The organism is Ruegeria sp. BE3, from assembly GCF_056538865.1.
Map to the genome: position 1 here is coordinate 144,506 of NZ_JBQFTW010000007.1, position 25,911 is coordinate 170,416.

The 25,911-nt window shown below is 57.1% G+C and carries 29 protein-coding genes; 18 read left to right on the forward strand and 11 right to left on the reverse strand.

Annotated elements, in window-relative coordinates; genetic code table 11:
* Window positions 1-183: 183 nt before the first annotated feature.
* Window positions 184-1,539: an oxygen-independent coproporphyrinogen III oxidase gene (gene hemN, locus ACR0AZ_RS16165; RefSeq protein WP_480667879.1), complete on the reverse strand. Its 1,356-nt coding sequence runs from the start codon at window positions 1,537-1,539 to the stop codon at window positions 184-186.
* Between the two features lie 61 nt (window positions 1,540-1,600).
* On the opposite strand from hemN, the gene fnrL reads away from it, so the two are divergent.
* Both fnrL and ACR0AZ_RS16175 read left to right on the forward strand, forming a co-directional pair.
* The gene (fnrL, locus tag ACR0AZ_RS16170; RefSeq protein WP_480471797.1) at window positions 1,601-2,344 is read left to right on the forward strand and encodes a transcriptional regulator FnrL; all 744 of its coding nucleotides are present in this window, start codon (window positions 1,601-1,603) and stop codon (window positions 2,342-2,344) included.
* Between the two features lie 45 nt (window positions 2,345-2,389).
* Complete coding sequence (locus tag ACR0AZ_RS16175) at window positions 2,390-2,644, forward strand: GlsB/YeaQ/YmgE family stress response membrane protein (RefSeq protein WP_480471798.1); 255 nt, start codon at window positions 2,390-2,392, stop codon at window positions 2,642-2,644.
* A 55-nt stretch (window positions 2,645-2,699) separates the two neighbouring features.
* On the opposite strand, the gene ACR0AZ_RS16180 is transcribed toward ACR0AZ_RS16175, so the two are convergent.
* Window positions 2,700-3,539, reverse strand: a complete 840-nt coding sequence (locus ACR0AZ_RS16180; protein ID WP_480471799.1) for a universal stress protein — start codon at window positions 3,537-3,539, stop codon at window positions 2,700-2,702.
* A 195-nt stretch (window positions 3,540-3,734) separates the two neighbouring features.
* On the opposite strand from ACR0AZ_RS16180, the gene ccoN reads away from it, so the two are divergent.
* From ccoN to ccoP, 4 genes are read left to right on the forward strand one after another with little or no spacing between them, the layout of a single operon-like run.
* On the forward strand, window positions 3,735-5,342 hold the full coding sequence (ccoN, locus tag ACR0AZ_RS16185) for a cytochrome-c oxidase, cbb3-type subunit I (protein WP_480659865.1): 1,608 nt from the start codon (window positions 3,735-3,737) through the stop codon (window positions 5,340-5,342).
* Window positions 5,343-5,356: 14 nt separating this feature from the next.
* Window positions 5,357-6,085, forward strand: coding sequence for a cytochrome-c oxidase, cbb3-type subunit II (ccoO, locus tag ACR0AZ_RS16190; RefSeq protein WP_480471801.1), 729 nt, complete (start codon window positions 5,357-5,359; stop codon window positions 6,083-6,085).
* Between the two features lie 10 nt (window positions 6,086-6,095).
* The gene (locus ACR0AZ_RS16195; protein WP_480471802.1) at window positions 6,096-6,281 is read left to right on the forward strand and encodes a cbb3-type cytochrome c oxidase subunit 3; all 186 of its coding nucleotides are present in this window, start codon (window positions 6,096-6,098) and stop codon (window positions 6,279-6,281) included.
* Window positions 6,278-7,141, forward strand: coding sequence for a cytochrome-c oxidase, cbb3-type subunit III (ccoP, locus tag ACR0AZ_RS16200; protein ID WP_480471803.1), 864 nt, complete (start codon window positions 6,278-6,280; stop codon window positions 7,139-7,141). Before ACR0AZ_RS16195 ends, ccoP begins: the two co-directional genes overlap by 4 nt.
* Window positions 7,142-7,292: 151 nt before the next feature.
* On the opposite strand, the gene ACR0AZ_RS16205 is transcribed toward ccoP, so the two are convergent.
* On the reverse strand, window positions 7,293-7,451 hold the full coding sequence (locus ACR0AZ_RS16205; protein ID WP_480471804.1) for a hypothetical protein: 159 nt from the start codon (window positions 7,449-7,451) through the stop codon (window positions 7,293-7,295).
* A gap of 100 nt (window positions 7,452-7,551) precedes the next feature.
* On the opposite strand from ACR0AZ_RS16205, the gene ACR0AZ_RS16210 reads away from it, so the two are divergent.
* From ACR0AZ_RS16210 to nusG, 7 genes are all read left to right on the forward strand, one after another.
* Window positions 7,552-8,430, forward strand: a complete 879-nt coding sequence (locus ACR0AZ_RS16210; RefSeq protein WP_480471805.1) for a LysR family transcriptional regulator — start codon at window positions 7,552-7,554, stop codon at window positions 8,428-8,430.
* A gap of 111 nt (window positions 8,431-8,541) precedes the next feature.
* A complete protein-coding gene (ccoG, locus tag ACR0AZ_RS16215) occupies window positions 8,542-9,969 on the forward strand; it encodes a cytochrome c oxidase accessory protein CcoG (protein WP_480471806.1) in 1,428 nt (475 codons plus the stop codon).
* Window positions 9,970-9,971: 2 nt separating this feature from the next.
* On the forward strand, window positions 9,972-10,430 hold the full coding sequence (locus ACR0AZ_RS16220) for a FixH family protein (RefSeq protein WP_480471807.1): 459 nt from the start codon (window positions 9,972-9,974) through the stop codon (window positions 10,428-10,430).
* A gap of 4 nt (window positions 10,431-10,434) precedes the next feature.
* Window positions 10,435-12,612, forward strand: coding sequence for a heavy metal translocating P-type ATPase (locus ACR0AZ_RS16225; RefSeq protein ID WP_480667880.1), 2,178 nt, complete (start codon window positions 10,435-10,437; stop codon window positions 12,610-12,612).
* Window positions 12,613-12,616: 4 nt separating this feature from the next.
* The gene (gene ccoS, locus ACR0AZ_RS16230) at window positions 12,617-12,775 is read left to right on the forward strand and encodes a cbb3-type cytochrome oxidase assembly protein CcoS (RefSeq protein WP_424831576.1); all 159 of its coding nucleotides are present in this window, start codon (window positions 12,617-12,619) and stop codon (window positions 12,773-12,775) included.
* Between the two features lie 66 nt (window positions 12,776-12,841).
* Entirely contained in the window at window positions 12,842-13,039 is a 198-nt protein-coding gene (gene secE, locus ACR0AZ_RS16235) for a preprotein translocase subunit SecE (RefSeq protein ID WP_171124314.1), read from the forward strand.
* 191 nt (window positions 13,040-13,230) lie between these two features.
* Window positions 13,231-13,764: a transcription termination/antitermination protein NusG gene (gene nusG, locus ACR0AZ_RS16240; RefSeq protein ID WP_039539910.1), complete on the forward strand. Its 534-nt coding sequence runs from the start codon at window positions 13,231-13,233 to the stop codon at window positions 13,762-13,764.
* Between the two features lie 99 nt (window positions 13,765-13,863).
* Here the strand turns inward: nusG and ACR0AZ_RS16245 are convergent, their stop codons facing one another.
* Window positions 13,864-15,081, reverse strand: a complete 1,218-nt coding sequence (locus tag ACR0AZ_RS16245; RefSeq protein ID WP_480667881.1) for a peptidoglycan-binding domain-containing protein — start codon at window positions 15,079-15,081, stop codon at window positions 13,864-13,866.
* A 382-nt stretch (window positions 15,082-15,463) separates the two neighbouring features.
* Here ACR0AZ_RS16245 and rplK point away from each other — a divergent pair, with 382 nt between their 5' ends.
* A complete protein-coding gene (rplK, locus tag ACR0AZ_RS16250; RefSeq protein ID WP_037314971.1) occupies window positions 15,464-15,913 on the forward strand; it encodes a 50S ribosomal protein L11 in 450 nt (149 codons plus the stop codon).
* A gap of 1 nt (window position 15,914) precedes the next feature.
* Window positions 15,915-16,613 (forward strand): 50S ribosomal protein L1, encoded by a 699-nt coding sequence (rplA, locus tag ACR0AZ_RS16255; RefSeq protein ID WP_171119843.1) that lies wholly within the window; start codon window positions 15,915-15,917, stop codon window positions 16,611-16,613.
* A 193-nt stretch (window positions 16,614-16,806) separates the two neighbouring features.
* Here the strand turns inward: rplA and ACR0AZ_RS16260 are convergent, their stop codons facing one another.
* From ACR0AZ_RS16260 to ACR0AZ_RS16290, 7 genes are read right to left on the reverse strand one after another with little or no spacing between them, the layout of a single operon-like run.
* A complete protein-coding gene (locus tag ACR0AZ_RS16260) occupies window positions 16,807-17,397 on the reverse strand; it encodes an SIS domain-containing protein (protein WP_480471811.1) in 591 nt (196 codons plus the stop codon).
* A 16-nt stretch (window positions 17,398-17,413) separates the two neighbouring features.
* Entirely contained in the window at window positions 17,414-17,941 is a 528-nt protein-coding gene (locus tag ACR0AZ_RS16265) for a D-glycero-alpha-D-manno-heptose-1,7-bisphosphate 7-phosphatase (protein WP_480471812.1), read from the reverse strand.
* The gene (locus tag ACR0AZ_RS16270) at window positions 17,938-18,978 is read right to left on the reverse strand and encodes a Gfo/Idh/MocA family protein (RefSeq protein WP_480471813.1); all 1,041 of its coding nucleotides are present in this window, start codon (window positions 18,976-18,978) and stop codon (window positions 17,938-17,940) included. The genes ACR0AZ_RS16265 and ACR0AZ_RS16270 overlap by 4 nt, the downstream gene beginning before the upstream one ends.
* Window positions 18,979-18,987: 9 nt before the next feature.
* The gene (locus ACR0AZ_RS16275) at window positions 18,988-20,013 is read right to left on the reverse strand and encodes a GHMP family kinase ATP-binding protein (RefSeq protein ID WP_480471814.1); all 1,026 of its coding nucleotides are present in this window, start codon (window positions 20,011-20,013) and stop codon (window positions 18,988-18,990) included.
* Complete coding sequence (locus tag ACR0AZ_RS16280) at window positions 20,010-20,738, reverse strand: nucleotidyltransferase family protein (RefSeq protein ID WP_480471815.1); 729 nt, start codon at window positions 20,736-20,738, stop codon at window positions 20,010-20,012. The genes ACR0AZ_RS16275 and ACR0AZ_RS16280 overlap by 4 nt, the downstream gene beginning before the upstream one ends.
* 5 nt (window positions 20,739-20,743) lie before the next feature.
* Window positions 20,744-21,679, reverse strand: a complete 936-nt coding sequence (locus ACR0AZ_RS16285; RefSeq protein WP_480471816.1) for an NAD-dependent epimerase/dehydratase family protein — start codon at window positions 21,677-21,679, stop codon at window positions 20,744-20,746.
* Complete coding sequence (locus ACR0AZ_RS16290) at window positions 21,676-22,380, reverse strand: transaldolase (RefSeq protein ID WP_480471817.1); 705 nt, start codon at window positions 22,378-22,380, stop codon at window positions 21,676-21,678. The genes ACR0AZ_RS16285 and ACR0AZ_RS16290 overlap by 4 nt, the downstream gene beginning before the upstream one ends.
* Window positions 22,381-22,570: 190 nt before the next feature.
* On the opposite strand from ACR0AZ_RS16290, the gene ACR0AZ_RS16295 reads away from it, so the two are divergent.
* From ACR0AZ_RS16295 to rplJ, 3 genes are all read left to right on the forward strand, one after another.
* On the forward strand, window positions 22,571-23,374 hold the full coding sequence (locus tag ACR0AZ_RS16295) for an SDR family NAD(P)-dependent oxidoreductase (RefSeq protein ID WP_480471818.1): 804 nt from the start codon (window positions 22,571-22,573) through the stop codon (window positions 23,372-23,374).
* 60 nt (window positions 23,375-23,434) lie between these two features.
* Window positions 23,435-24,664, forward strand: a complete 1,230-nt coding sequence (locus ACR0AZ_RS16300; protein WP_480667882.1) for a glycosyltransferase — start codon at window positions 23,435-23,437, stop codon at window positions 24,662-24,664.
* 705 nt (window positions 24,665-25,369) lie between these two features.
* Window positions 25,370-25,888, forward strand: coding sequence for a 50S ribosomal protein L10 (gene rplJ, locus ACR0AZ_RS16305; protein ID WP_010441181.1), 519 nt, complete (start codon window positions 25,370-25,372; stop codon window positions 25,886-25,888).
* Window positions 25,889-25,911: the final 23 nt, after the last annotated feature.

Sequence of the window (25,911 nt, forward strand, 5' to 3'; positions counted from 1 at the left end):
TGCACGAAAAGAGTTGCCCGACGCGTATGCGTCGGTACGGGTCTGTCTGATACTCGGCCTGCCTCAGGCGGCGGAGAGGAGTGGCTCTCCACCCCTTAAGTGTGGAGAAAACCAGAGGCGGGCGTCAAGCCCCTCATGCAGCTTCGAAAGGAACCGATCAGTCGGCTGACCGGTCCAAAAGGGTCAAATCGCCGAGCTATGACCCGCCTTGCTCAGGTCATAGGCGTCAAAATTCCGCGCGATCATGCGAGTCAACGCGCGTGCCTCCTCTGGGATGAACAGGCCCTTGTCGGTGATCTGCAACAGGTTTTCAAAGGCCGCGTTGGCCGATTGGTACATCTGATGCAGCTCACTGGCCGAGATATCGTGGTTGCGCAGGATCTCGGCGGTGTCGATCTGGAAATCGCACATCAAGGCTTCGATCAGACGAGAGCGCAGCACATCCTGCCCCTTGAAAAGATGTCCGCGCGCAGTCGAAAACTGACCATCACAAATGGCTTTGGTATGGGCCGACGTGGCTGAGGCATTCTGGGCGTAACCTTGCGGGAAGCGCGAGATTGAGCTTGCACCGACGCCAACCAGAACCTCGGCCTGATCATCGGTATAGCCTTGGAAGTTGCGCTTCAGCCGACCGGCGTTCAGCGCCTTTGTCAGGCCATCATCCTGCGTGGCGAAATGGTCGATGCCGATCTCTGCATAATTGTCCCACAGGAACAGGCGACGGGCGGTTTCGAACAATTCCAGCCGTTGTTCGGGTGTTGGCAGCGCGTCAGAAGGGATCATCTGTTGCCGCTTGGCCATCCACGGAACATGCGCATACCCGTAGAGCGCAACACGGTCAGGTGACAACGACAACAGCTTCTGCACGCTTTCTGTCATCCGTGCTTTGGTCTGGTGCGGCAGGCCATAGAGGATATCGGCGTTCAGGCTGGTGATGCCGCGCGCGCGGATCATGTCGACGGCATTGCGGGTCACGTCATAGCCCTGAATGCGCCCGATGGTTTTCTGGATTTCGTCGTCGAAATCCTGCACCCCAATCGAAGCGCGGTTCATGCCCGCCTCGGCCAGTGCGTCCAGACGCGCCTCATCAATCTCGTTTGGATCGATCTCGACCGAGAACTCGGCGTCCGGGCCCAAAGGAACCACGTCGAGAATACGTGCCGCTAGGTCACGCATCAGGTCGGGGTTCAGCAGGGTCGGCGTACCGCCCCCCCAATGCAGGCGCGACAGTGTCACGCCTTCGGGAAGGCGTGCGGCCAGCAGATCAAGCTCGGCCTTCAACACATCCACATAGGCAATGACCGGATTATCGGTTTGGGTGCCTTGCGTGCGGCAGGCGCAAAACCAGCACAGCCTGCGGCAGAAGGGGACGTGGATATATAGCGAAATGGAGCTACCCGGAGCGATCCCGGAAATCCATTCACCGTATAGGTCGGACCCCACGTCATTATTGAAATGGGGGGCGGTTGGATAGCTTGTATAACGCGGTACCTTCGCGTCAAAAAGTCCAAGCCGTGCCAATTGAGCTTTGATTGTCATGACGCTACGGGTATAACGGGGAGGGCTTGCATACTTTGACCGAGATCAAGTGGACGCGCGAATGAACGTAAAAGCCATGTTTGAACACGGAAGCTGCGAGGATTGCCCGATCAGGCATCGCGCAGTATGCGCCCATTGCGAAGCTGATGAGCTCGAAGAGCTTGAAAGCATTAAATATTATCGCAGCTTTGAGGCTGGCCAGAATGTAATCTGGTCCGGCGACCCGATGAATTTCGTGGGGTCGGTCGTTTCCGGAATCGCTTCGTTGACGCAAACGATGGAAGACGGTCGCACGCAGATGGTCGGGCTGTTGCTGCCCAGCGATTTTGTTGGCCGTCCGGGGCGCGAATCTGCGCCATATGACGTGATTGCAACCACCGATCTGGTCATGTGTTGCTTCCGCAAGAAGCCATTCGAAGAAATGATGACGACCACGCCGCATATCGCGCAGCGCTTGCTTGAGATGACGCTGGACGAACTGGATGCGGCGCGCGAATGGATGCTGGTACTGGGGCGCAAGACCGCGCGAGAGAAGATCGCCAGCCTACTTTCGATCATTGCCCGCCGGGATGCGTCGATCCACAAGTCCGGCATGACGGGGCCGATCGTGTTCGATCTGCCGCTGACTCGTGAGGCGATGGCGGATTATCTGGGTCTGACGCTGGAAACGGTGAGCCGCCAGATGTCTGCGCTGAAAAAGGATCAGGTGATCTTGCTGGAAGGCAAGCGCCACGTCACCATCCCCGATATGGGGCGCCTTATGGAAGAGGCCGGCGACGATACGGATGGCGGTTTTCTGGTCTGACGCCAGACCCTGTCGGCGCGACCCTCACAATATCAGGAGTGAGCTATGGTATTCAGTAGCCTGTTGGCGATGTTGTTCATCGGTGCGATTGCCGGTTGGCTATCCGGCAAGATCATGGAAGGTCGCGGCTTTGGTCTGATCGGGAATATTATCGTCGGGGTTGTCGGTGCGTTTCTGGCAGGAACGATCTTTCCCGCGCTGGGCTTTGGGGTCGGTGGCGGCCTGTTCTCTTCGATCTTCTTTGCGACTGTGGGGGCGGTGATCCTGCTGTTCCTCATAGGGTTGATCCGAAAAGCGTAAAACGCTCAAAGCCGCCCGGATCAGGGGCGGCTTTGCATCTTGTTTCGCAAGCGGATCAATGGGCCAGGAAGACCGGCACGTTTGATTGCTCGAGCATATTGCGGGTTGCTCCGCCCAGAATTGCCTCGCGGAAGCGGGAATGCCCATAGGCCCCCATCACGATCATGTCCGCCTCGGTATCCGCTGCGTGGCGGTTGAGGATGTCCGAGACGCGGGTCATGGTCTTGCTCAGCACATCGATCTCACATCTCACCCCGTGCCGTGCCAGCATCTGCGACAGTAGTCCGCCGGGGTCGGACCGGTCGGGCCCATGCCGGGGCGGATCAATGACGACAATACGCGTCAACTCGGCCTGTTTCAGGAAGGGCAGGGCGCAGCGGATTGCCCGCATGGCCTCGATGCTCTCATTCCAGCCGATCATCACGGTTCCCGGCGAAGCAAGTGGTTTTGAATCGTCCGGCACCAGCAGAACCGGGGCGTGGCCTTCGAACATGGCAGCCTCCACAATCGGTTCGGCCTCGGCGTCCCGGTCTTTGCCGTAGGGTCGTGGCAAAATCACCAGATCCGAGAAACGCGCACGTCGCGCAACATGGCGTCCGATATCGGCGATCTGCGCAACGCCATTCTCGGCAGACCAGCGGATGCCGGACTTGCCCAGATAGTCCTGAGCATAGGCGAGTATTTCATCGGCCTCGGCATTGGCGCGGCTCAGGGTTTCCTGCAAAATCAGCGCGTTGGCACCTGCGTAATAATAACCCGTCTGACTGCGGTCGACCCCAAGACACAGCGCCTCGGCATGGGCGTCCTGTGCCTCAGCCAGTGCTACCATCTGCGCCAGAGCAGATTGTGACAGCTTGGTTTCCGTCATGACCGTCAATAGGGATTTATATGCCATGTCGCCCTCGTGATTTCGGCGCGACCATTGTGCGGTCCGCGCATCGGTTTCTTGAGGAAAACCTGTCACATTAAACAGGGGCTTGTCTTGACACAGATCAAAGCGGAAAACATGGCCTCGCTGCATTACAGCATGCAGTCAAAAAGGTTTCGCGCGGCATGAAGAATCGCGCGGGGCATGGCAAAGGGACGCAATATGTCAAATTACATCAAGCTGATCGTGCTTGGGCTGGTTGTGGTGTTCGCCGCGATCGGGTCCAACTATGCACGCGATTTGGCGTATCAGGTGCATGCGATTCTGGTGATGTTGATCGCCGGTGGTTTGTTCATCTGGACGCTTAGAAAAACGGACGAGCCAGATATTCTCGTAGACCGCTCGGGCGAATACATGGATGACGTGATCCGCTATGGCGTGATCGCGACCGCCTTTTGGGGTGTGGTCGGGTTTCTGGCGGGAACCTTCATTGCATTCCAGCTGGCCTTTCCGGCGCTGAACTTCGAATGGGCGCAGGGTTACGCCAACTTCGGCCGGTTGCGTCCATTGCATACTTCGGCGGTGATCTTCGCCTTTGGCGGCAACGCGCTGATTGCAACTTCGTTCTATGTCGTACAGCGCACCAGCGCCGCGCGTCTCTGGGGCGGTAATCTGGCCTGGTTCGTGTTCTGGGGCTATCAGCTGTTCATCGTGCTGGCCGCAACCGGCTATCTGCTGGGCGGAACCCAGTCGAAAGAATATGCTGAGCCTGAATGGTACGTAGACCTGTGGCTGACCGTTGTCTGGGTCGCTTATCTGGCCGTCTACCTAGGCACGATCATCAAGCGGAAAGAGCCCCACATCTACGTGGCCAACTGGTTCTACCTCGCGTTTATCGTCACCGTCGCCATGCTGCACCTGGTCAACAACATGACCATCCCCGTCAGCATCTGGGGCTCGAAATCGGTTATCGTCTGGTCGGGCGTTCAGGACGCCATGATCCAGTGGTGGTACGGCCACAACGCCGTGGGCTTCTTCCTGACCGCGGGCTTCCTGGGCATGATGTACTACTTCATCCCGAAGCAGGCCGAGCGTCCGGTATTTTCGTACAAGCTGTCGATCATCCACTTCTGGGCGCTGATCTTCCTGTATATCTGGGCGGGTCCGCACCACCTGCACTATACCGCGCTGCCTGACTGGGCGTCGACGCTGGGCATGGTGTTCTCGATCATCCTGTGGATGCCTTCGTGGGGCGGTATGATCAACGGTCTGATGACGCTTTCCGGCGCTTGGGACAAGCTGCGCACCGACCCGATCATCCGTATGATGGTCATCTCGGTCGGCTTCTACGGCATGTCCACTTTCGAAGGACCGATGATGTCGATCCGCGCTGTGAACTCGCTCAGCCACTATACTGACTGGACCATTGGTCACGTGCACTCGGGCGCGCTGGGCTGGAATGGCATGATCACCTTTGGTGCGCTGTACTTCCTGGTGCCTGTCCTGTGGAAGCGCGAGCGTCTGTACTCGCTGCAGATGGTCAGCTGGCACTTCTGGCTCGCCACCATTGGCATCGTGCTCTACGCCGCGTCGATGTGGGTCACCGGTATCATGGAAGGCCTGATGTGGCGCGAAGTGGATGCCAACGGCTTCCTGGTGAACTCGTTCGCTGACACCGTGGCCGCCAAGTTCCCGATGTACGTGGTGCGTGGTCTGGGTGGGGTTCTGTTCCTCGCTGGCGCAGTGATCATGTGCTACAACCTGTGGATGACTGTGCGGAAAGCGCCGGCCAAAGAGGCCAGCCTGACCGTCGCGGTCCCGGCTGAATAAGGAGGGCCGGAGCAATGGCAATTCTCGACAAACATAAGATCCTCGAGACCAACGCGACCCTCCTGCTGATCTTCAGCTTCCTGGTCGTGACCATCGGTGGCATCGTTCAGATCACCCCGCTGTTCTATCTTGAGAACACAATCGAGAAGGTGGAGGGCATGCGCCCTTACACCCCTCTCGAAATGGCGGGGCGTGAGATCTACATCCGCGAAGGCTGCTATGTCTGCCACAGCCAGATGATCCGCCCGATGCGGGACGAGGTCGAACGCTACGGCCACTACTCGCTGGCGGCTGAATCGATGTATGACCACCCCTTCCAGTGGGGCTCCAAGCGCACGGGGCCTGATCTGGCGCGTGTTGGTGGCCGCTACTCGGATCAGTGGCAGGTCGATCACCTGCGGGACCCGCAGTCTGTGGTGCCTGAATCGGTGATGCCCAAATATGGCTTCCTCGAACACCGCAAGATCGACGGCAAGTATATCGGTGACATCATGGCGGCCAACGCTCTGGTCGGCACCCCATATACCGAAGAGATGCTGGAGAACGCGCAAGCCGACTTCCGCGCTCAGGCCGATCCGGACAGCGACTATGACGGTCTGCTGGAACGCTATGGCGACAAGGTCAACGTGCGCAACTTCGACGGCCAGCCCGAGCTGACCGAAGCGGACGCGCTGGTTGCCTATCTGCAAATGCTGGGCACGTTGGTCGACTTCTCGACCTTCACGCCTGACGCAAACCGCTAAGGAGGGTGTGATGGAAGAATACACAATCCTCAGACAGTTTGCGGATAGCTGGATGTTGCTGCTGTTGTTCGCCTTTTTCCTGGGCATCGTGATCTGGGTTTTCCGCCCCGGTGCCAGCAAGGAATACAAGGACACGGCCAATATTCCGTTCCGGCATGAAGATAAACCCGCCACATCCAAGGAGGCGCGGCAATGAGCAAGACACCTGAAAAACAGCCGGGTGATCCGAATACAACCGGTCACAGCTGGGACGGTATCGAAGAGTTCGACAACCCGATGCCGCGCTGGTGGCTGTGGACCTTCTACGCCACCATCTTCTGGGGTGTGATCTATACGATCATGTATCCCGCATGGCCTCTGGTTCAATCGGCAACCGCCGGTGTGTTGGGCTGGTCTTCGCGCGAGCTGGTGCAGCAGGAAATGGTTGCCTTCGAAGAAGCGAATGCGCCGTGGAATGCGAAGCTGGTTGAAACTCCGCTCGAGGAGATCTCGGCCGATGCAGAGCTGCAGCAATACGCCGTGAATTCGGGCGGTGCCGTATTCCGCACATGGTGTGCGCAATGCCACGGCTCGGGTGCGCAAGGTGCGCCGGGTTTCCCGAACCTGCTGGACGATGCCTGGCTTTGGGGCGGTACGCTTGAGGATATCGAGTACACCATCGCCTATGGTATCCGGAATGAGGAAAGTGACGATGCGCGCTATTCCGAAATGCCGGCCTTTGGCGAGATCCTCGAGCATGACGAGATCACGCAGGTGGTTCAGTATGTCATGTCGCTGACCAACGCTCAGACCGACGATGCAGCAGCGCAGGCGGGCAAGGTTGTCTTTGAAGATAACTGCGCGGCTTGCCATGGCGAAGATGGCAAAGGCGATGTCTTCCAGGGCGCGCCGAACCTGACGGATGCGATCTGGCTTTACGGTGGTAGCGAAGAAGCGCTGACCGAGACGGTCACCAACAGCCGGTTCGGCGTCATGCCATCCTGGGAAAACCGCCTGACTGACGCGCAGATCCGTGCTGTATCGGCTTATGTCCACCAGCTGGGTGGCGGTCAGTAAGAGCTAAAAGAACACCTCCGGGCGGTTTCCCGCCCGAAGGCTGAGGCACCGGCTGTTCCATCTGTTCGCGCGTTTCCAGAACAGCCGGTGCCGAATTTTCCAAGAATAAGCCCTTGTTGTGTCTCGGTCCAGAACCGGGATTCAGGCTGGTTCAGCGATCGTCCAGATCTGTTGCGCGCGGATGTTCCTTCCACCAATGATGTTCGGGCAACCAACGCGCCTTGCGGCGGCTTGGTTTTGGTGTGTCCTGAATATGGGGCGTGTCGACCCGTGTCGCAGTCATGAAAGATCGGGCAAAAACGTTCAGCATGGCGTTTCTCCTAAGCGATAAAGTTCCTGCCTAAAAGATTGACCTTTGGGGCGCCAAATGCGACTCAATAACCATTACTCTGTGTAAGTGTGGTTTACATATGGACTGGCTGAACCTTCCGCCGCTTGCTGCGCTCAGGGCCTTTGCAGCCTTTGCTGAGAAGCGTAATGTAGTCGATGCCGGTCTGGCGCTTAATGTCAGCCACGCTGCCATCAGCCAGCAGTTGCGTGCGCTGGAAAAGCACTTGGGCGTTGCGCTGCTCGACCGTTCCGGCAAGTCACTGACCCTGACCGGGGACGGAGAGCATCTGGCGCGTGCCTTGCATCTGGGCTTTGGCGCGATTGAGGTGGCCGTTGGCGATTTGGCCCGTTCGGGTCAGGACCGGCCGGTTCATGTCTCGCTGACTTCGTCCTTTGCCGCATCGTGGCTGATGCCGCGTCTGCCAAGTTTTCGCGCCACCCACCCGGAGGTCAATCTGATCCTCGATCCAACCTTCGAGGTGGTCGAATTGCGCCCAGGCGGAGTCGATGTCGCCATCCGCTATGGTGCCGGAGGTTGGCCGGGGGTGGATTGTGAGATGTTGCTGCAAACACCGATGGTTATCGTGGCCTCACCCACTCTGTTGGGGGGCAAAACGGACTGGTCGCCAGCCGAGCTTGCGCAACTGCCGTGGCTGGAAGAAATCGGCACGACAGAAGCTACAACATGGCTGACCGAACGCGGCGTTGGCCCCGAACGCGGTGCGGGGCGCACGCAACTCCCAGGTAATCTGCTGCTGGATGGCCTGAGGTCCGGACAAGGGGTCACGGTCACCGTGCGACAATTCGTCGAGACTGATATCGAGGCGGGCCGTATCGTCGAGCTTTATGCCGAACCCGATGCGCGCGGATATCATATTTTGACGCAAAAATCAGCACTTAGACCTTCGGTGAAGACGTTTATCAGCTGGCTGAAACGCGAGGCACGCAACGCGCGGTAACATTGGCGCGAAAAGATGTCTGTACGATGCGCGTTTTGACCCATGTCAAAGTCTCTCGTCCCGTGATCTGGAACAAGACACACTCAGAAAAGCCAGTTGTGGAGCCAGCCTGTGAGCGATTCCAACCCCACCCCCAGTCTCTATGCCGCCAGAGAGCCGATTTTCCCAAGGCGGGTGTCCGGCCCGTTCCGCAATCTCAAGTGGATCATCATGGCGGTGACGCTGGGCATCTACTATGTGACGCCGTGGATCAGATGGGACCGGGGTCCAAGCCTGCCGGATCAGGCGGTGCTGCTGGATCTGGCCAACCGGCGCTTTTACTTCTTCTGGATCGAAATCTGGCCGCATGAGTTCTACTTCGTCGCAGGCCTTCTGATCATGGCCGGGCTGGGACTGTTCCTGTTCACCTCGGCTCTGGGACGGGTCTGGTGCGGCTATGCCTGCCCGCAGACTGTATGGACCGATCTCTATATCTTGGTCGAGCGCTGGATCGAGGGGGATCGCAACGCGCGTCTGCGTCTGCATCGACAGAAGAAGCTGGATTTTCGCAAGGCACGATTGCGTCTGACGAAATGGGCGGTCTGGTTCCTGATCGGCCTCGCCACGGGCGGGGCTTGGGTGTTCTATTTCGCGGATGCGCCGACGTTGGCCCGCGATCTGGTGACCGGCAACGCACATCCTGTGGCTTACACGACCATGCTGATCCTTACCGCCACTACCTTCTTCTTCGGTGGCTTCGCGCGTGAGCAGATCTGTATCTATGCCTGCCCCTGGCCGCGGATTCAGGCGGCGATGATGGATGAGGATACTCTGGTCGTCGGATATCGCGAATGGCGGGGTGAGCCGCGTGGAAAGGGCAAACGCACTGCCGATTCTGATCTGGGTGATTGCATTGACTGCATGGCCTGCGTCAATGTCTGCCCTGTGGGGATCGATATACGGGACGGGCAGCAGCTGGAGTGTATCACCTGCGCTTTGTGTATCGATGCCTGTGATGACATGATGGCCAAGATAGGCAAACCACGCGGCCTGATCGACTATATGGCACTCAGCGATGAGGTGCACGAGCGAGAAGGTCAGCCGCCCAAGAACATCTGGAAACACATCCTGCGGCCCCGCACGATCCTTTATACGACCTTGTGGTCGCTGGTCGGCTTTGCCCTGCTCTTTGCGCTGTTTATCCGTTCGGATATCGACCTGACCGTTGCGCCGGTGCGGAACCCGACCTTCGTCACCTTGTCGGATGGCACGATCCGCAACACCTATGACGTGCGCCTGCGCAACAAGCATGGGGAAGAGAGGTCCTTCCAACTGACGCTGGCGGGCGATCCGTCGCTGCAGGTCGAAATTGAGGGCATCGAAGGGAATGCTGTCAATGTCGCAGCAGATACGGCACAATTGACGCGGGTCTACATTACTGCGGCTCAGGGCACCGGTCCGGCCGCTGTGGACAGCACTTCGGTCCGCATCTGGGTGGAAGATCTTGGAAGTGGCGAGCGGGCCTATAAAGACACCACGTTCAACGGACGAGGAAACTGAGAATGGCAAAGCGTCAATTTACCGGAAAGCATGCGCTTGCCGTGTTTGTTGCAGCCTTTGGTGTGATCATCGCGGTGAATCTTGTGCTGGCCTACAGTGCGGTGAAGACGTTTCCGGGACTTGAGGTCAAGAACTCCTATGTCGCCAGCCAGGAGTTCAACGAACGTCTCAAAGAACAGCAGGCGCTGGGCTGGGAGATCAAGGCCGAGGTGACCGGCGGATTGCTTGTGCTGCGCATCACCGATCAGACGGGTGCCCCCGTCGAGGTGGCTGAGCTGCAGGCGGTTGTTGGTCGTGCGACCCACGTGAAAGACGACTTCTCGCCGGATTTCACCTTTGATGGTCTGGCCTACGCGGCTCCCGCCGCACTGGGCAAGGGGAACTGGAATATCCGTCTGGTCGCCAAGGCCAAGGACGGTGCCGAATTCGCGCAGCGCGTGCCGCTGTATGTGAAAGGGTGATGGGATGACCGCACAGGCCCCAACCGGTACAGCGGCTTGTCCGGGCTGCCTCGCAGCCCCGGCCGAGCCAGCGCGTGCGGCGCCCAAGGACGCGCAGATCGCGCTGTCGCTACCGGGGATTCACTGCTCGGCCTGTATTGCGACGGTTGAGCGGGAATTGAACGCCCATCCCGGCGTCTTGGACGCGCGGGTCAACCTGACGCTCAAACGCGCCATGATCAAAGCCGCTCCGGACATGCGTGCCGTCGACCTGATCCCGGTGCTGGAACGCGCGGGCTATGAAGCGCATGAGCTTGACCCCGGAGCGTTGTCGGCCACGCAATCTGACAAGGCAGGTCGTGATCTGCTGATGCGGCTGGCCGTGGCCGGGTTTGCGTCGATGAACGTGATGCTGCTGTCGGTGTCGGTTTGGTCCGGCGCAAGTGATGCGACTCGGGACATGTTCCACTGGATTTCGGCGGCCATTGCGTTGCCTGCGATTGCATTCTCGGCCCAGCCATTCTTTGCCAACGCCTGGAGCGCCCTGCGTGTGCGTCGCCTGAACATGGACGTGCCGATCGTGCTGGCCATCCTGCTGGCGCTGGTCACTTCGCTCTGGGAAACCGCGCTTAGCGGCAAGCACGCCTATTTTGACGCCGCCCTGACGCTGACCTTCTTTCTGCTCGCCGGGCGGTATCTGGATTACCGCACCCGCGCCGTTGCCCGCTCCGCGGCTGAAGAACTGACCGCGTTGGAGGTGCCACGCGCCACCCGTCTGGTGGATGGCGCTGAGGAAGAGATCGCAGTTTCCTCTCTGAATGTCGGCGACCTGATCCTTGTCCGGCCCGGCGGTCGGATGCCAGTGGATGGAGAGATTGTCTCGGGTCAGTCCGAACTCGACCGCTCCCTGCTGACCGGGGAAACCCTCCCTGTATTCGCGCAGGAAGGGCTGGCGGTCAGCGCTGGTGAGGTCAACCTGACCGGACCTCTGACCATCCGTGCGACGGCGGTGGGTGAGGATACTTCGCTGCATCGGATGGCCGATCTGGTGGCCATCGCTGAATCGGGTCGGTCGCGGTACACATCGCTGGCCGACAAGGCGGCCAAGCTATACGCGCCGGGTGTGCACATCCTGTCGGCGCTCAGCTTTCTGGGCTGGTACATCTATTCCGGCGATGTCCGTACGGCGCTGAACATCGCCGCAGCGGTTCTGATCATCACCTGCCCCTGTGCGCTTGGCCTTGCGGTTCCGGCGGTGACAACTGCCGCCTCCGGTCGGCTGTTCCGCAGCGGGATGCTGATCAAACATGCCACGGCGCTGGAGCGTTTGGCCGAGGTTGATACGGTTGTGTTTGACAAAACCGGCACGCTGACCTCGGGTACACCCGAGCTGACCAATCTGGGCGACCATTCCCGCGCCGATCTGGAAGTGGCTCTGGCACTGGCCGAGGCCTCCTCGCATCCCTTGTCGCTTGCGCTCACTAAAGCAGCACGTGAGGCCGGGATCAAACCCGCTACCCTGCGCGATGTGGTCGAAGTGCCGGGCTATGGCACCGAGGGCCTCTATCGGGATCAGCGCGTCCGGTTGGGCCGCGCCGCCTGGGTCGGTGGCGAGGACGGGGCGCAGACCTCTGCATGGCTGGCCATCGGATCGCACACGCCCCAGCGTTTTACGTTCACGGACAGCCTACGCGCCGGTGCGGCCGAGGCCGTCGCCGCCTTCCGCAAAGCGGGCAAAGAGGTCATTCTGATCTCGGGCGACACCAAAGGGGCTGTTGAGGCACTCGCAGATAAACTGAGCATCGAAACCTGGATCGCCCAAGCCTTGCCCGAGGACAAAGCCGCCAAGGTGCAAGCGTTGAGCGATCAGGGCCATCGCGTCCTGATGGTGGGCGATGGGTTGAACGATACGGCAGCGCTGGCGGCGGCACATGTCTCGATCTCTCCCGCCTCAGCACTGGACGCGGCGCGGGTGGCGTCGGATATCGTGCTGCTGGGCAATGACCTGTCACCGATCTCGGATGCCTGCGATACGGCCATCAAGGCGACCAAACGGATTCGCGAGAACTTCCGCATCGCTACCGTCTACAATGTGATCGCGGTGCCTCTGGCCGTTGTGGGCCTCGCAACACCGCTGATCGCGGCGCTGGCGATGTCGACCTCGTCGATCACTGTGTCCCTGAATGCATTGCGGCTAAGGTAATACGATGGAAGTTCTGGCCTATCTCATTCCGATTTCACTGCTTTTGGGCGGTGTTGGGCTGGTTGCGTTCATCTATACGGTCCGGTCCAACCAGTATGACGACCCCGAGGGCGACTCGCGCCGCATCCTAAGCGACGAATGGGACGACAAGCCCAAGCCCTGACCGCCCTTGAAATTGCCGCAATGCCCGGTTATGTCCGGCCCATCCGCTAGCAGAGAGATACGCCTCATGGCCACCACAAACCCGATCCAGTTCATTCAGCAGGTCCGTGCCGAAGTCGCAAAGGTCGTCTGGCCTACGCGCCGCGAGGTTCTGTTGACCACGGTCATGGTGTTCATCATGGCGGCGCTGACGGCTGTGTTCTTTGCATTGGTCGATCTGGGCATTCGCGGCGGGTTGCAACTGATCCTGGGCGCCTTCGGCTAAGCCGGTTAGGTAGGCGGAAACGCCACTGCCCCCTTGCACAGCACGGCGTGTCAGAGTAGGTGACATGACTATTCGGAATGGGCGTGCGGCGAATCGGGCTGCGCGCCGCTTTTTATTCCGGGTGACGCAATTGGATTTTAACGAGGGGTGCGCTTAGCCGCGGCCCGAAGGCAAACAAGGACGACAGGTTCATGGCGAAACGGTGGTACTCGGTCAGCGTTCTTTCGAATTTCGAAAAGAAGATCGCAGAACAGATCCGCACGTCGGTGGCTGAACAGGGCCTTGAGGACGATATCGACGAGGTTCTGGTGCCCACCGAAGAGGTGATCGAAGTGCGCCGGGGCAAGAAAGTCACCACCGAGCGCCGCTTCATGCCGGGCTACGTGCTGGTGCATATGGAAATGTCGGATCAGGGCTATCACCTGATCAACTCGATCAACCGCGTAACCGGCTTCCTGGGCCCGCAGGGCCGCCCGATGCCGATGCGTGACGCCGAAGTGAACCAGATCCTCAACCGCGTTCAGGAAGGTGAAGAAGCGCCGAAGCTGATGATCACCTTTGAGGTCGGCGAGAAGGTCAAGGTCAACGACGGCCCGTTCGAAGATTTCGACGGTATGGTCGAAGGCGTGGACGACGAGAACCAGAAGCTGAAGGTCTCGGTCTCGATCTTCGGTAGGGAAACACCGGTCGAGTTGGACTTCACGCAGGTGACCAAACAGAGCTGATCAAGCTTTGCTGCAAAAAACTACAACGCCGCGATGCAACATGCGCCGCGGCGTTTCTGATTCCGATATGAAGACGGCGATACTGTTTCGCTTACCGCCTTATTGCGACTGCGTCATCGCCGCGCGCAAGAGCTGCGGACGGTCGGTCTGGGATGGCAGGAAGACAGCTTGCGATCCGGCGTCCAGTGCGGACAGGCTCGCATCATACCACTGCATCGCAAGGTCGCGGCGTTCCTGCACACCAAAACCTTCGCGCAGGTGGTGCCCAATCAGTTCTCCGTAGGCCGGTTCCCCCATAGCAACAAGCATCAGCGCAGAGCCAACGGCGGTGTCCATGTTGTCCTGTCGGTATCCCATCGCCAGGCAGACCTTGCTTGTCGCGGCAAGATCAGTGGGGCTCAGCCCTGAATCCAATGCCAGTTTGCGAACCTGAGTTTCAGCCTCAGATTTTGAACTGATGGACAGGGCATCAACTTGTGGTGCCAACATCTCACCGTAAGAGGCGCACTGGGCGCTCACCTGATCCGGCGTCAGCCCCTGGATGTCCTGCATCAGATCTTCGCCGCGCGCCATCGCATAGCTGCGGGCAAGGCAAAACTGTTCGCTGAGCGCAAAGTCAGGATCGGACATGTTCGACAACGTCGTATAGCCGCCATTGGTCGAGGTTTGCAGCATGACCCCGCTACAGCGATTGGCCAGCGACGGACCCCCGGCACCACCAGAAAACAGGCTTGGCAGACTTGCAGACGTTGTTTCGGCAGTGCTCGCTTCCGGCTCAGCCGTCTGGGGCTTGATAACCGGTATCGCTTGTGCCGGAGCCTGAGGCACCGCGGCCAGTGAAGACCCTGATTGTACCTGTCGGCGGTATTCCATCAAAAGCGGCTGGCCCGAAAGCTGGGTGGCTGCCTGTCCACCGCTTGTTGCCCAGTAATATGCCTGCTGCAGGAAGTCATACTGATAAGGCTGGAAATCATAGCCATTCACAGGATAGCCCATGGATGCCTGATACCGCTCGATTGCCGAGCGGGTTCCGCGACCGACCTGCCCGTCGACACGACCGGCATTGTATCCAAAGTAATTGAGCGCCGTCTGTGTCTGGGCTCCTTGGGTGGTGGACGGGATGCCTGACCGGTAGGTTCGTGTGGTTGTCGTCCGAGCCTGCTGTTTCTTGCCTTGCTCTTTACCAATGGCATAACCGATGACGCCACCAACAACTGCGCCGCCCAGGATTTCGCCTGCGTCTGCACGTGCGGTCTGAGGTGTGGATGTTGCAAAAGAAATCACGATGCCCAGTGTTATCAATATACGAATGATCATAGTTAACCTCCACTAACCAATCCATTTCCAAAGACTATAGCACAGCCACAAGTGTTAATGTGAGACAAAGGCCAAGAGTTGCCCAACTCACCGACTTATCCAGGTATTTCTGGGCCTTGTTGGTTTGTCCGTAGCTTGTATTTCCTTGTCTATTGCGCTCTGCAGTTGGTGAGTTGAATGAAATCCGCGAGGGCTCGATTCGATTGCGCGGCATTCGAGCGGGCCAGCCCCTTGCCAACCCTCGCATTCCCCTTTAAATGCCGCCTCTATCGTCTTCGGGCGAGATTCTCTCGTGGGAGGTTGCTGGGATCGCGATCCCGGATCGGACCACGCAACATAATCTGGGTGGGACGCGTCCTGCCTAAGTTGAAAGGAAAACCAAATGGCCAAGAAGCTTGCTGGTACAATGAAGCTGCAGGTTCCTGCAGGTCAGGCGAACCCCTCGCCGCCAGTTGGTCCGGCGCTGGGTCAGCGCGGCATCAACATCATGGAATTCTGCAAAGCGTTCAACGCCAAGACCGCAGACATGGAGCAAGGCGCACCTTGCCCGACCGTGATCACCTATTATCAGGACAAGTCCTTCACCATGGACATCAAGACGCCGCCCGCGTCTTACTACCTGAAAAAAGCGGCAGGCCTGAAGCCGGTTGGCAAGCGTAACCGTCCCCGTGGCGCGGAAAACCCTGGTCGTGAGACCGTGGCAACCGTGACTTCGAAGCAGGTTCGTGAAATCGCCGAAGCCAAAATGAAAGATCTGAACGCCAACGACGTCGAAGGCGCAATGCAGATCATCCTGGGCTCGGCCCGCTCCATGGGCATCGAGGTGAAGTAAGATGGCAAAACTCGGTAAACGTACCCGCGCTGCGCGCGAAGCTGTCGCTGGCAAGGAAAACCTGTCGGTAGACGAAGCAGTTGCCCTGGTCAAAGCCAATGCAACCTCGAAATTCGACGAGACCATCGAGATCGCTCTGAACCTGGGCGTTGACACCCGTCACGCAGACCAGATGGTTCGCGGCGTTGTCGGCCTGCCGAACGGCACCGGCAAAGCGATGCGCGTTGCTGTATTTGCTCGTGGCCCCAAAGCTGATGAAGCGAAAGAAGCAGGCGCAGATATCGTTGGCGCAGAGGATCTGATGGAGACCATTCAGGGCGGCACCATCGAATTCGATCGCTGCATTGCCACCCCGGACATGATGCCGATCGTTGGCCGTCTGGGTAAAGTTCTGGGCCCCCGCAACCTGATGCCGAACCCCAAAGTTGGCACCGTGACCATGGACGTGAAAGCGGCCGTGGAAGCAGCCAAGGGCGGTGAAGTTCAGTTCAAGGCGGAAAAAGGCGGCGTCGTGCACGCAGGTGTTGGCAAAGCGTCGTTTGACGAAGCCAAGCTGGCCGAAAACGTCCGCGCTTTCGTCTCGGCTGTGGCCAAGGCCAAGCCCTCGGGCGCCAAAGGCACCTATATGAAGAAGATCGCGCTGAGCTCGACCATGGGCCCTGGCGTGACCGTCGATGTTGCGGAAGCATCCGGCGAATAAGCCCGAGCGCAGAACTACAAAGAATTGGTCCCGAGTGGTGTGAACTGCCCGGGACTTTTTCTTATCTTCGATCGAAAGTCATCATCGCTCGGACCAACTCGTCGAAACAACACTGGGTCTCGTTAATTGCCATTAGACAAACAAGCTAACTGAACCCATGTCGTCAGTAATCCGATCGCTAATCCCAGATTGGCTATTCAACGGATTCCCACTTCATCTCGTTCATCAGCACCTTTGGATGTGAGACCAGCATATGCCAGACCACGGCCTGAAAGCTCTCTACCTGAGCGGTGACATCCCCTAAACTCGGGATTACCAGAACGGCATCACCCACCTCGGCTGCATACCCGCCGTCTCGACCGACAACGCCCATGACCGAAGCGCCAACGTCCTTGGCAAGTTGCATGGCTTCAACAAGGTTCATAGAGATATTCTTTTCCTTGCTACCGCCGCCTACGGAGAACACAAAAACAGCGTCCTCTTTGCGAATTCGGCTGACTTTGAGCCAGTTGGCGTAAGAACTGTCCCAGCCGTCATCGTTAATCCGTGCCGTTAGCTCGGAAACATTATCGGTTGGCGTATAGCATTCGATTCCAGCAATCTTTCGGAAATCGTTGACCGCGTGACTGGCATGACCTGCGCCACCACCCGATCCGACAAAAAACAACCGCCCGCCTCGCGCACGCACCTGCACAATCAGATCGACCATGTCAGCGCAGGTCTTTCGATCAAGCGTTGCGATGATGTCAGAAGCATTCTTAAAAAATTCGTCAATTGCGTCCATGAAACAGTCCTTTCTGCTATGTGATCGTGTCGAGGGCGATATCTACGGCCCCCAACAATGTGTCCGCGTGGTGGTCAGCCTCGACCCCGTTGTTGTAAGAGGTATGAATCAGAATAGTGGTCATTCCGGCGGCGGTTCCTGCCAGCATATCCTTGGCGGTATCACCGATCAAAACACTGCGACCCAGGTCGATCTGCCATTTGTCTGCTAGGGCAAGAAAAGCACCGGCTTTCGGCTTTCGGCAATTGCAATTGTCCGCGTCATCATGGGTACAGCAATATATCTGATCGGGGCCAAGCACGGCCTCGATCCTTGCGTTCATCTCGCCCAAGGTATCTTCAGTCAGTTTTCCGCGGGCAACATCGGGTTGATTGCTGACAACGAGCACTGGGAATTCACGTGAATGCAACCGGTCTGCGACCTCAGACAACCCATCGGAAAGCCGAAAGTCGTCTAGGGTGCGCGGCGAATACCAACCACCATCACGCGAGACGACTTCGTTCAGAACGCCATCGCGATCGAAGAACAGCGCCGGTCGTTTCACGAAACCTTCTCCAGCTGTACCGGAATGTCTGTCTCGGACGACTCATATATCGCTTTCAAAGTTCGCATGACGCCGACACCTTCAGCGAAATCCCCCCAGATTGGATTTCCCGTTTGGATTCCCGACAGGAAATCCTGCCATTCCAAATCCCAACTTTCGTCAGCACCTTCATACGAGAGGGTTTCCATATCCGGTACACCGCCTTCAGGCCTGCGGATCGCTTGAGTCAGCGTCTCAGTCCCATAGCTGCGCCCCAACCCTTCGATCACAAGGGAGCCCAAGGTGCCAAAAACCTCGAAAGAGAACAGGTTCTTCCATTGCGTCCAGGCGGTGTGAAAACTGGCAATCCGCCCGTCCTGCCATCGCAAAAGGGCAAAACCATTGTCTTCGAGGTCGCCCAAAGGCCAAACTGCGGTCTGAAGGCATCCGTAGGCCGAGTTTGGCTCTGCCTTCATGAACCAGTGAATCAAGTCGATGATATGGACGCCTTGATCCGTCAACTCTCCGCCACCGGCCATTTCACGATTTCCGCGCCATTCCTTTTCGTAGCCTGGACGCCCACCATGGCCATAGCGGGCGCGAATATGGATAATGTCGCCGATCACTCCGTCAGTCATCCTGCGATGTGCCTCGGTCAGGGCAGGGTGATAGCGATGGTTGAACCCGATCTTCAGTCGCCGTCCAGTGGCCTCAGCCGCTTTCTGCATTGCAAGCGCCTCGGACAGGTTTCTGCCCATCGGCTTTTCCACCAGCACATGACACCCAGCTTCCAGCGCTACCACGGAAATCTCGGACAGCCCCGCATTGGGTGTTGCCACGCAAACAATATCTACGCCTTGCGCTGCGATCGCGTCGCGCCAATTCGTGAAAGCCTCGGCGTGGTGTTCGGCGGCCAGTTCCTGAGCGGTCGTTTCGAAAACATCCGCAACGGCCACAAGTCGCGTTTTAGGATGTCGCGCGGCCACGTCCGCCCGACGTTTGCCGATCAGACCACATCCGATGACTGCTACGCCTAAGGTTCCATCCAGTTCCGCCATGTCCGCACCTTAACGACCGCGTATATTTGCGACTGTCGTCGAGCCGTCGAAATCGATGCCGTATTGGATGCGTGGCATTCCACGCGCGGCCATATACGCCTCGAGCTTTGCGGGATTTTTGGCGCAATAAAGCATCAAAAAGCCACCACCTCCTGCCCCGATGATCTTGCCCCCCAAGACATTGTAGTCGGCGCGCACTTCGTCGTAGAGCTGGTCCCAGCCATCAGAGGAAATCTTTGAAGACATCCGCCGTTTGTTCATCCAATGCTCGTGCAGCGACAAGCCGAATTCGTCGAATTCCTGCGATTTGATCTGATCCAGAATTCGATAGCCAAGATCCTTGATCGCATCGAGACTGTTCTGAACCTGATTTGATCCACCACCCCCGCTCGCCTTGGGGGCAACTTTTTTCATTGCTTCGTCTTGATCTTTCAGCACCGCTTCGGCACCGCGTCGTGTGCCGGTATAGTAGATATGCGTATTGCCCGTCAGGTCGGCGAGCGCGGATTCACCGAGATCAACTTCTGTAACCTTGACGGTGCCGTCTTTTGCGATGTCGAGTTGTGTTAGACCACCAAAGGCAGCCATATACTGGTCCTGCTTCCCAATACCCTTGTTGAGAACATTGAGTTCGATATCGCAGGCCTCTTCCGCAACCTCCTGGATCGATACAAAGTCGCGTTTTTGAGCGCGCAGCGCTGTCAGGAGCCCGACAAGATAGCAGCTGGACGATCCCACACCGGTGCCTGCCGGGATGTCGGCGAGCGACGAAATCTCAATCCGCTCATCGAAGCCATGGCGCAAGAGGGCTTCGCGCGCCAGTTCATGTTTCAAATCTCGTGCGTTATCGACCTCTTCGGCCTGCGTGTAGTTTATTCTGACCTTGGTATCTACGACTTGCCGGTTCACACAGACATACATGTACTTATTCAGGCACATGGCAAAGATGAAGCCGCCATCCTTCTCATAATATGATGGCAGATCTGTACCGCCGCCGCCCAAAGTGACTCGAAACGGTGTACGCGTGATTATCATGACAAAATGACCTTTCCAGATTGAACAAGATCTTCGGCAGTGGAAAAAGACTCGGGCGTATCAATGCCCAGGCAATAGCCGGAAACTGGCGCTGCATAGACAGATTGATTTTCTGCCAACAGCGCTGGAAATACATCTTTCCCGAAATCAAAAAAGCTTGCAGACGGAATTGTTTCGAGCACGCACGGTTCCAACACGTAGATACCTGCGTTGACGAGCGAAGAAATTTCATCGCCGGCGCCTTCGACGAATTCCACTATTCGGCCTGCATCATCCACCGCGACTCTACCTCCGGCAATGCCGGTATGAGGGTGGACGTTGCGGTCAAAGACCGCAACTGTAGCGATCGCACCAGTTGCTTCGTGTTTTTCCAGCAGCGCCTTCAGGTCGGTATTAAGCAGGTTGTCGCCGTAGACCACCAGAAAGCGACCGCCGAATTTATCGCCAATCTGCTTTGCGGCGCCCGCTGTACCCCGTATTTCAGGCTCATGCGAATATGAGACCGAGAGGCTGAATTGCTGTCCGTCACCGACAAAGGCAGTTATGTCTTCGGGGCGATGGTGAAGATTGATGAATACCTCTTTCACGCCTTCACGTGCGAGCCAGCGCAAGTTACGTGCCAAAATCGCGTCGCCGCCAATTTGCAACAACGGTTTTGGACGCCCACCCGAGATCGGTTCGATCCGCGTGCTCTTCCCGGCGGCCAGGACAAGGGCTTTGGGCATCAGGGTCACAGACGGATCAACCCTTCTTTGGCCAGATAGTCGATCATGGTCTTGAGGCCAGCATCAAGCCCTATCTGCGGCCTCCAACCAAGCCCGCGTGCGCGGGAGATATCGGCAAGCGTCTCTTCAGCCTCACCCGGCAGATCAGGCTTGTGTTCGGGCGGATAATCCTTGCCCATCAAAGCGGCAACGTGATCGTATATATCGCGCACGGAATAGTTTTCGCCGGCGCCCAGATTGTAGACTTGGCCATTGGTTCGCTGATCTGTAATGCACAGCTCGTGAAAGCGATTTACGTCGTCCACGTGAATGAAATCCCGGCGCTTTCCACCTGTTCCAAATATTGTTGGTGCCTTCCCCTCGGCCAACCGCATAATAAAGGCACTCATAACCGGTGGGATCGACCGTCTATAGTCCTGCTTCGGGCCATAAACGCAAAAATAGCGGAGCGCGGTCGTCGCAACGCCATGATATTCCGAATAGGCGTCAGCGAATGCCATCGAGGCCGCCTTTGAAATGGCATAGAAACTTTTGGGATGCAGTTCTTCCTCGGGCGTCGGCAGTACCTGCGATCCTTCATACAAGGCTGAGCTTTCAGCGTAGATTACCTTCGCCGCTTTCTTCCGCCGCGCCGCTTCAAAAACATTGACCGAGCCGGCCACGTTGATTGATGCCGTCTCCACCGGGTCGTCCTGGCAATCCGCGATACAATTTTTGGCAGCAAGGTGGAAAATCACATCGCCTGTCTGTATCACGTCAATCAACTGCGGATCACGTATATCGATCTCGTGAAACGTACAATCGTCCGGTATCTGGCTCTTCAGGCCATAGGCAAGATTGTCGATTCCGACGACATGATATCCTCTGCCCAGCAGGTAATCCGCCAGATTGCTGCCGACAAAGCCGGCAACGCCTGTAATAACAATACGTGGTTTGTTCACAATGTGTATCCGGCCGCAGTCGCGTCGTCATAGAACATCTGCACAGTCTCAAGCGAGTATTCAGCCAGATCCTTGCCGAAAGTTCCGGTCGCCTTAATCAAATCCGGAGTGATGGTGATGATATGACACCCAGTCTCCTGCGCCTGGATAATGTTCAGCGCTTCCCGTGGGCTTGCCCAAAGAACCTCGGCGGCTGGATAGCGAGCAGCCATAGCAACAGCAGCTTTCATTACCGGCATCGGGTCAATGCCCGCGTTGGCAATACGCCCGGCAAAGATCGAGATCACGCTGGGGGTCTCGGGGCTCAACGATTGCAGCACGTCATTGACTTGCTCAAGGGTAAAAATTGCGGTGACGTTCAGCTTCACCCCATCAGCGCTGAGGCTTTTGAGAATTGGGCCGGTGAATTCACCCTTTGTGTTTGTCACCGGAATCTTGACATAGACATTGTCGCCCCAACTGTCGATCAGGCGCGCTTGACGCTCCATCTCGGGCAGATCATCTGAAAACACTTCGAACGAAATGGGCGCGTCTGTGATCTTGTTTAATACGTCTTTGGCGAAAGAGGCGTAGTCCGTAATCCCAGCCTTCTTCATAAGTGTCGGGTTGGTCGTAAATCCCGAAACCTTCCCGCTTGCCTTGGCTTCAAGCATATCATTGATATCTGCACCATCGGCATAGAGTTTAATCGTCAATTCCATAGTAAAATCCCAAATGGTTAACCGTTACACATCAATTCACTGACCGGGAAACCAACTCTTATTACAACTGAATAACAAAAAGTCGTCACCCGAGAGGCTCTAGACAGGTTAAAGAACTAGCTTATCACTTCTTGTAAAGATAGCTCTTTATAGAGAATTTTAGCAGGTCTTTGACTAACCGGAGGGGCAAATGTCACGGAGTGTAGTGGTTTTTGGAGGTGCACGTGGCATCGGTGCGACGGTAGCCAAAAGCTTCGCAGAAATTGGGGATAATGTTGTAATTTCTGCCCGAAATCCAGAAGAGGTCGCAACCACCGCCAGAGCAATCGGAGCCAAAGGGCAGGTGTGCGATATTACTGATACGGCGGCTGTTCGGGCAGTACTGGCCACCGCGGGACAACCGGACATTGTAATCAACACGGCGGCAATTCAGGGCGGTCGTGGCGCAATTGGCCCCATTTGGGAAACAGACCCGGAAGCGGTTGCAGCGACGATCAGAATCAATCTGATCGGTGCCGTCAATGTCATTCGCGAATCGCTGCGGGTCATGCGGCCAGTCGACAACGGAGTCCTGATACAGTTTTCAGGCGGCGGCTCTACCGCGCCCCGTGCGGGTTTTGCGGCATACGGTGTCAGTAAGACCGGGGTACTCCGTTTGGTCGAGACCGCCCAAATGGAGCTGGAGGCGGAGGGGTCGAAAATTCGCTTATTTGCCCTTGCGCCGGGCGCAGTTGCAACGGCAATGACCCGTGAAGTTCTGGAAAATGAAGATCGGGTTCCCGAAGAGGCCAAAGAGGCGGGTGACATCGCGGGCGGTCGCGCCGGAGTGTCCCCTGATCTTGCCGCCGAGCTTTGCCAGTTTCTGGCCAGCGACCAGGCAACGCCACTATGCGGTCGGTTGATCCACGTGCTTGAGAAGTATCGAGACTATGTTGGATTCGATCTTGGGCCCAATGACGGAAGACTGAGGCGTGTGGATTATACCTCTGCTTGATTCTTAATTCGTCGATCGCTAGCCTCGCCCGCGTGCAACGCTATTTCTTCGGGTAATTTTATGTCTTCAAGACGATTTGGTGTGTTTTCTAATGTGTTAGCGATCAAGCGCGCCAACGGAAAATTTGTTCTCGCGGGTCGTCAGATCAGCGGCATGGAGGCACATGGGAGGCACTGGAGCGGCCCGCTGACCTGCGTCTGTGAGCCCGCTCCGGAAGCCCGTTTGCACGAAGATGTCGATCGATTGCTGGGCGGTGATAACGTTGAAGTCGATCAAGCCGATTTGCCCTTTGATCTGGTTGTTGCGGATTTTGAAAGCGACGAAGCGCGACAAGCGCTTTCAAGCATGACCGCTGCAGTTGCGGGTATCGGTTACCGCGCCACTCATCTTTCACGCTGGGGGCAAGAATTGGGCGTGCCCGTTGTTTATGGCAGCGAGTATTCCCTACGCACCAGATTGCAGATTGTTCATGCGGAAACCAGCAACCCAATTAAAAGATTGCGGCGCACGATCTGGGAACGAAACCTTGAGAGACGACAGCAAGCCGCCATACGCATCGCGGCCGGAGTACAATGCAATGGAACTCCAACTTTTGACGCCTATAGGCGGATTAATGACCATGCCATGCTGTTTTTTGATGGTCGTTTGGGCGATGAAATGCTGGTTGGCGAAGACAAGCAAGACGCACGTCATGCTCGTCTGACATCAGAAGAGCCACTTAGGCTTGCCTGGTCAGGGCGGATCAATAGAATGAAAGGTGCCCACCATATTCCCAAAATTGCACAAGAAATTCGAAAAACGGGTGTCCCGTTTACATTTGATGTATTTGGCGACGGTGTCCTGCTCGACGACCTAAGGGCGGAAACTGCTGCCATGGGTCTTGACGACATTCTTACGTTCCACGGATTTGTGGATTACTATAAAGAGCTTACTCCATTCATGCAGCGCGAAGTCGATATCTGGGTCTGCCCGCACGTGCAGGGAGACCCGGCAGGCGCCTACATGGAAGCGTTAGGCAACGGCACCCCGATATTGGGTTTTGACAACGAGGCACTGAATGGGCTGCTGGCGAGAGTGGACGCTGGTTGCATCGTCCCCATTGGGGATGCCACAGCGCTTGCGCAAGAAGTGGCGCTTGCTCATAGAAACCGAGACCGCATCAAGTCTTGGTCGGACACGGGAAGAAGTTACGCTGCTGAACACACATTCGAAAAGAGCTTTGCCCGGCGAATGGAACACATTGATAGCTTGCTTATCCAAAACTCAGCGCGCCCGGCAGCATCGCGATAACAGTCTTTTGGGTGGGGCTCTTTTCTTTTCGAGGAGCCCAGAGAGTTCGCAAAATAAGGACGGTCGACCGAAACATTTGTTTGGGTGAAACCAGTTAGCATCGAGTATTGTTCCTCTGCCGAGAGCACACATCATTGCTGCCACATTCACATTAGAACCTAATGAGCAATTGACCGTCAAACTTCATGCAATCAATCGGTTCTCACTGGGCAATTAACCTACGGCTTATCGACCTGCACCATCAGTTTTTCGCCTAATTTAGCGAAATCCGGAGTGGTCACTGTATCTTGGCGTAGCATCCGGTTCAAACCGCGAATGTCGCTGTGAGGTGCCGCATGTATGTGTATTCGGATAACCCGTTATCAGCTAGGCGGGTGTGGTAAATTGCAAGCTGTTCAAAAGTAGAGCATGAGTGGCTGATCGCACCATTTTACCCCTTGGAAATCCCGCACATCTGTCCTAAGTAAAGCCACGGAATAAAGCGTGCGATTCGTCGTGCGCTTTATTTTGTTTCGTCCAAGACGGTGGGTGGTGCCATCCGGCCCCTTAATTTCCTGCCTGAGACGGGTAAGACCAAAGAATTCTGAGGGTCACGATCCTCGGGCGCATTTTGGCCAATCCCGTAACAACGGACCTGAACGCCGGAGGCTTGCCTTCGGCAAATATGAGCCGGGGTGAGTGATCGCCCCAAACTTGGAGAGAACTGTGGATAGAGCCCAGAAAGAGAAAGTGGTCGAGGAACTCGGCCAAATCTTCGAAAGCTCTGGCGTCGTAGTGGTATCGCACTACGCCGGTCTGACAGTTGCCGAGATGCAGGACCTTCGCGCACGTGCTCGTGACGCGGGTGGTGCCGTGCGTGTTGCCAAGAACAGGCTCGCCAAAATCGCCCTTGAGGGTAAGCCGTGTGAAAGCATGGCCGACCTGCTGACAGGGATGACCGTTCTGACCTATTCCGAGGACCCCGTGGCAGCAGCCAAGGTGGCCGAGGACTTCGCCAAGGATAACAAGAATTTTGAGATCCTCGGCGGTGCAATGGGCGAGAACGCTCTGGACCGCAAAGGCGTCGAAACAGTTTCGAAAATGCCGTCTCGTGAAGAGCTTATTGCTTCGATCGTGGGCTGCATTGGCGCACCTGCTTCGAACATCGCCGGCGCGATTGGCGCACCTGCAAGCAACATCGCAAGCATCCTTTCCACCATCGAAGAGAAGGCGGAAGCTGCGTAAGCGGTTGGCACTGAATGATCTGC

What these genes read in the sequence shown, in the direction of transcription:
- hemN (WP_480667879.1), bottom strand. Translation starts at nt 1,539, where the DNA reads ATGACAATCAAAGCTCAATTGGCACGGCTTGGACTTTTTGACGCGAAG.
- fnrL (WP_480471797.1), top strand. Translation starts at nt 1,601, where the DNA reads ATGAACGTAAAAGCCATGTTTGAACACGGAAGCTGCGAGGATTGCCCG.
- ACR0AZ_RS16175 (WP_480471798.1), top strand. Translation starts at nt 2,390, where the DNA reads ATGGTATTCAGTAGCCTGTTGGCGATGTTGTTCATCGGTGCGATTGCC.
- ACR0AZ_RS16180 (WP_480471799.1), bottom strand. Translation starts at nt 3,539, where the DNA reads ATGGCATATAAATCCCTATTGACGGTCATGACGGAAACCAAGCTGTCA.
- ccoN (WP_480659865.1), top strand. Translation starts at nt 3,735, where the DNA reads ATGTCAAATTACATCAAGCTGATCGTGCTTGGGCTGGTTGTGGTGTTC.
- ccoO (WP_480471801.1), top strand. Translation starts at nt 5,357, where the DNA reads ATGGCAATTCTCGACAAACATAAGATCCTCGAGACCAACGCGACCCTC.
- ACR0AZ_RS16195 (WP_480471802.1), top strand. Translation starts at nt 6,096, where the DNA reads ATGGAAGAATACACAATCCTCAGACAGTTTGCGGATAGCTGGATGTTG.
- ccoP (WP_480471803.1), top strand. Translation starts at nt 6,278, where the DNA reads ATGAGCAAGACACCTGAAAAACAGCCGGGTGATCCGAATACAACCGGT.
- ACR0AZ_RS16205 (WP_480471804.1), bottom strand. Translation starts at nt 7,451, where the DNA reads ATGCTGAACGTTTTTGCCCGATCTTTCATGACTGCGACACGGGTCGAC.
- ACR0AZ_RS16210 (WP_480471805.1), top strand. Translation starts at nt 7,552, where the DNA reads ATGGACTGGCTGAACCTTCCGCCGCTTGCTGCGCTCAGGGCCTTTGCA.
- ACR0AZ_RS16220 (WP_480471807.1), top strand. Translation starts at nt 9,972, where the DNA reads ATGGCAAAGCGTCAATTTACCGGAAAGCATGCGCTTGCCGTGTTTGTT.
- ACR0AZ_RS16225 (WP_480667880.1), top strand. Translation starts at nt 10,435, where the DNA reads ATGACCGCACAGGCCCCAACCGGTACAGCGGCTTGTCCGGGCTGCCTC.
- ccoS (WP_424831576.1), top strand. Translation starts at nt 12,617, where the DNA reads ATGGAAGTTCTGGCCTATCTCATTCCGATTTCACTGCTTTTGGGCGGT.
- secE (WP_171124314.1), top strand. Translation starts at nt 12,842, where the DNA reads ATGGCCACCACAAACCCGATCCAGTTCATTCAGCAGGTCCGTGCCGAA.
- nusG (WP_039539910.1), top strand. Translation starts at nt 13,231, where the DNA reads ATGGCGAAACGGTGGTACTCGGTCAGCGTTCTTTCGAATTTCGAAAAG.
- ACR0AZ_RS16245 (WP_480667881.1), bottom strand. Translation starts at nt 15,081, where the DNA reads ATGATCATTCGTATATTGATAACACTGGGCATCGTGATTTCTTTTGCA.
- rplK (WP_037314971.1), top strand. Translation starts at nt 15,464, where the DNA reads ATGGCCAAGAAGCTTGCTGGTACAATGAAGCTGCAGGTTCCTGCAGGT.
- rplA (WP_171119843.1), top strand. Translation starts at nt 15,915, where the DNA reads ATGGCAAAACTCGGTAAACGTACCCGCGCTGCGCGCGAAGCTGTCGCT.
- ACR0AZ_RS16260 (WP_480471811.1), bottom strand. Translation starts at nt 17,397, where the DNA reads ATGGACGCAATTGACGAATTTTTTAAGAATGCTTCTGACATCATCGCA.
- ACR0AZ_RS16270 (WP_480471813.1), bottom strand. Translation starts at nt 18,978, where the DNA reads ATGGCGGAACTGGATGGAACCTTAGGCGTAGCAGTCATCGGATGTGGT.
- ACR0AZ_RS16275 (WP_480471814.1), bottom strand. Translation starts at nt 20,013, where the DNA reads ATGATAATCACGCGTACACCGTTTCGAGTCACTTTGGGCGGCGGCGGT.
- ACR0AZ_RS16280 (WP_480471815.1), bottom strand. Translation starts at nt 20,738, where the DNA reads ATGCCCAAAGCCCTTGTCCTGGCCGCCGGGAAGAGCACGCGGATCGAA.
- ACR0AZ_RS16290 (WP_480471817.1), bottom strand. Translation starts at nt 22,380, where the DNA reads ATGGAATTGACGATTAAACTCTATGCCGATGGTGCAGATATCAATGAT.
- ACR0AZ_RS16295 (WP_480471818.1), top strand. Translation starts at nt 22,571, where the DNA reads ATGTCACGGAGTGTAGTGGTTTTTGGAGGTGCACGTGGCATCGGTGCG.
- ACR0AZ_RS16300 (WP_480667882.1), top strand. Translation starts at nt 23,435, where the DNA reads ATGTCTTCAAGACGATTTGGTGTGTTTTCTAATGTGTTAGCGATCAAG.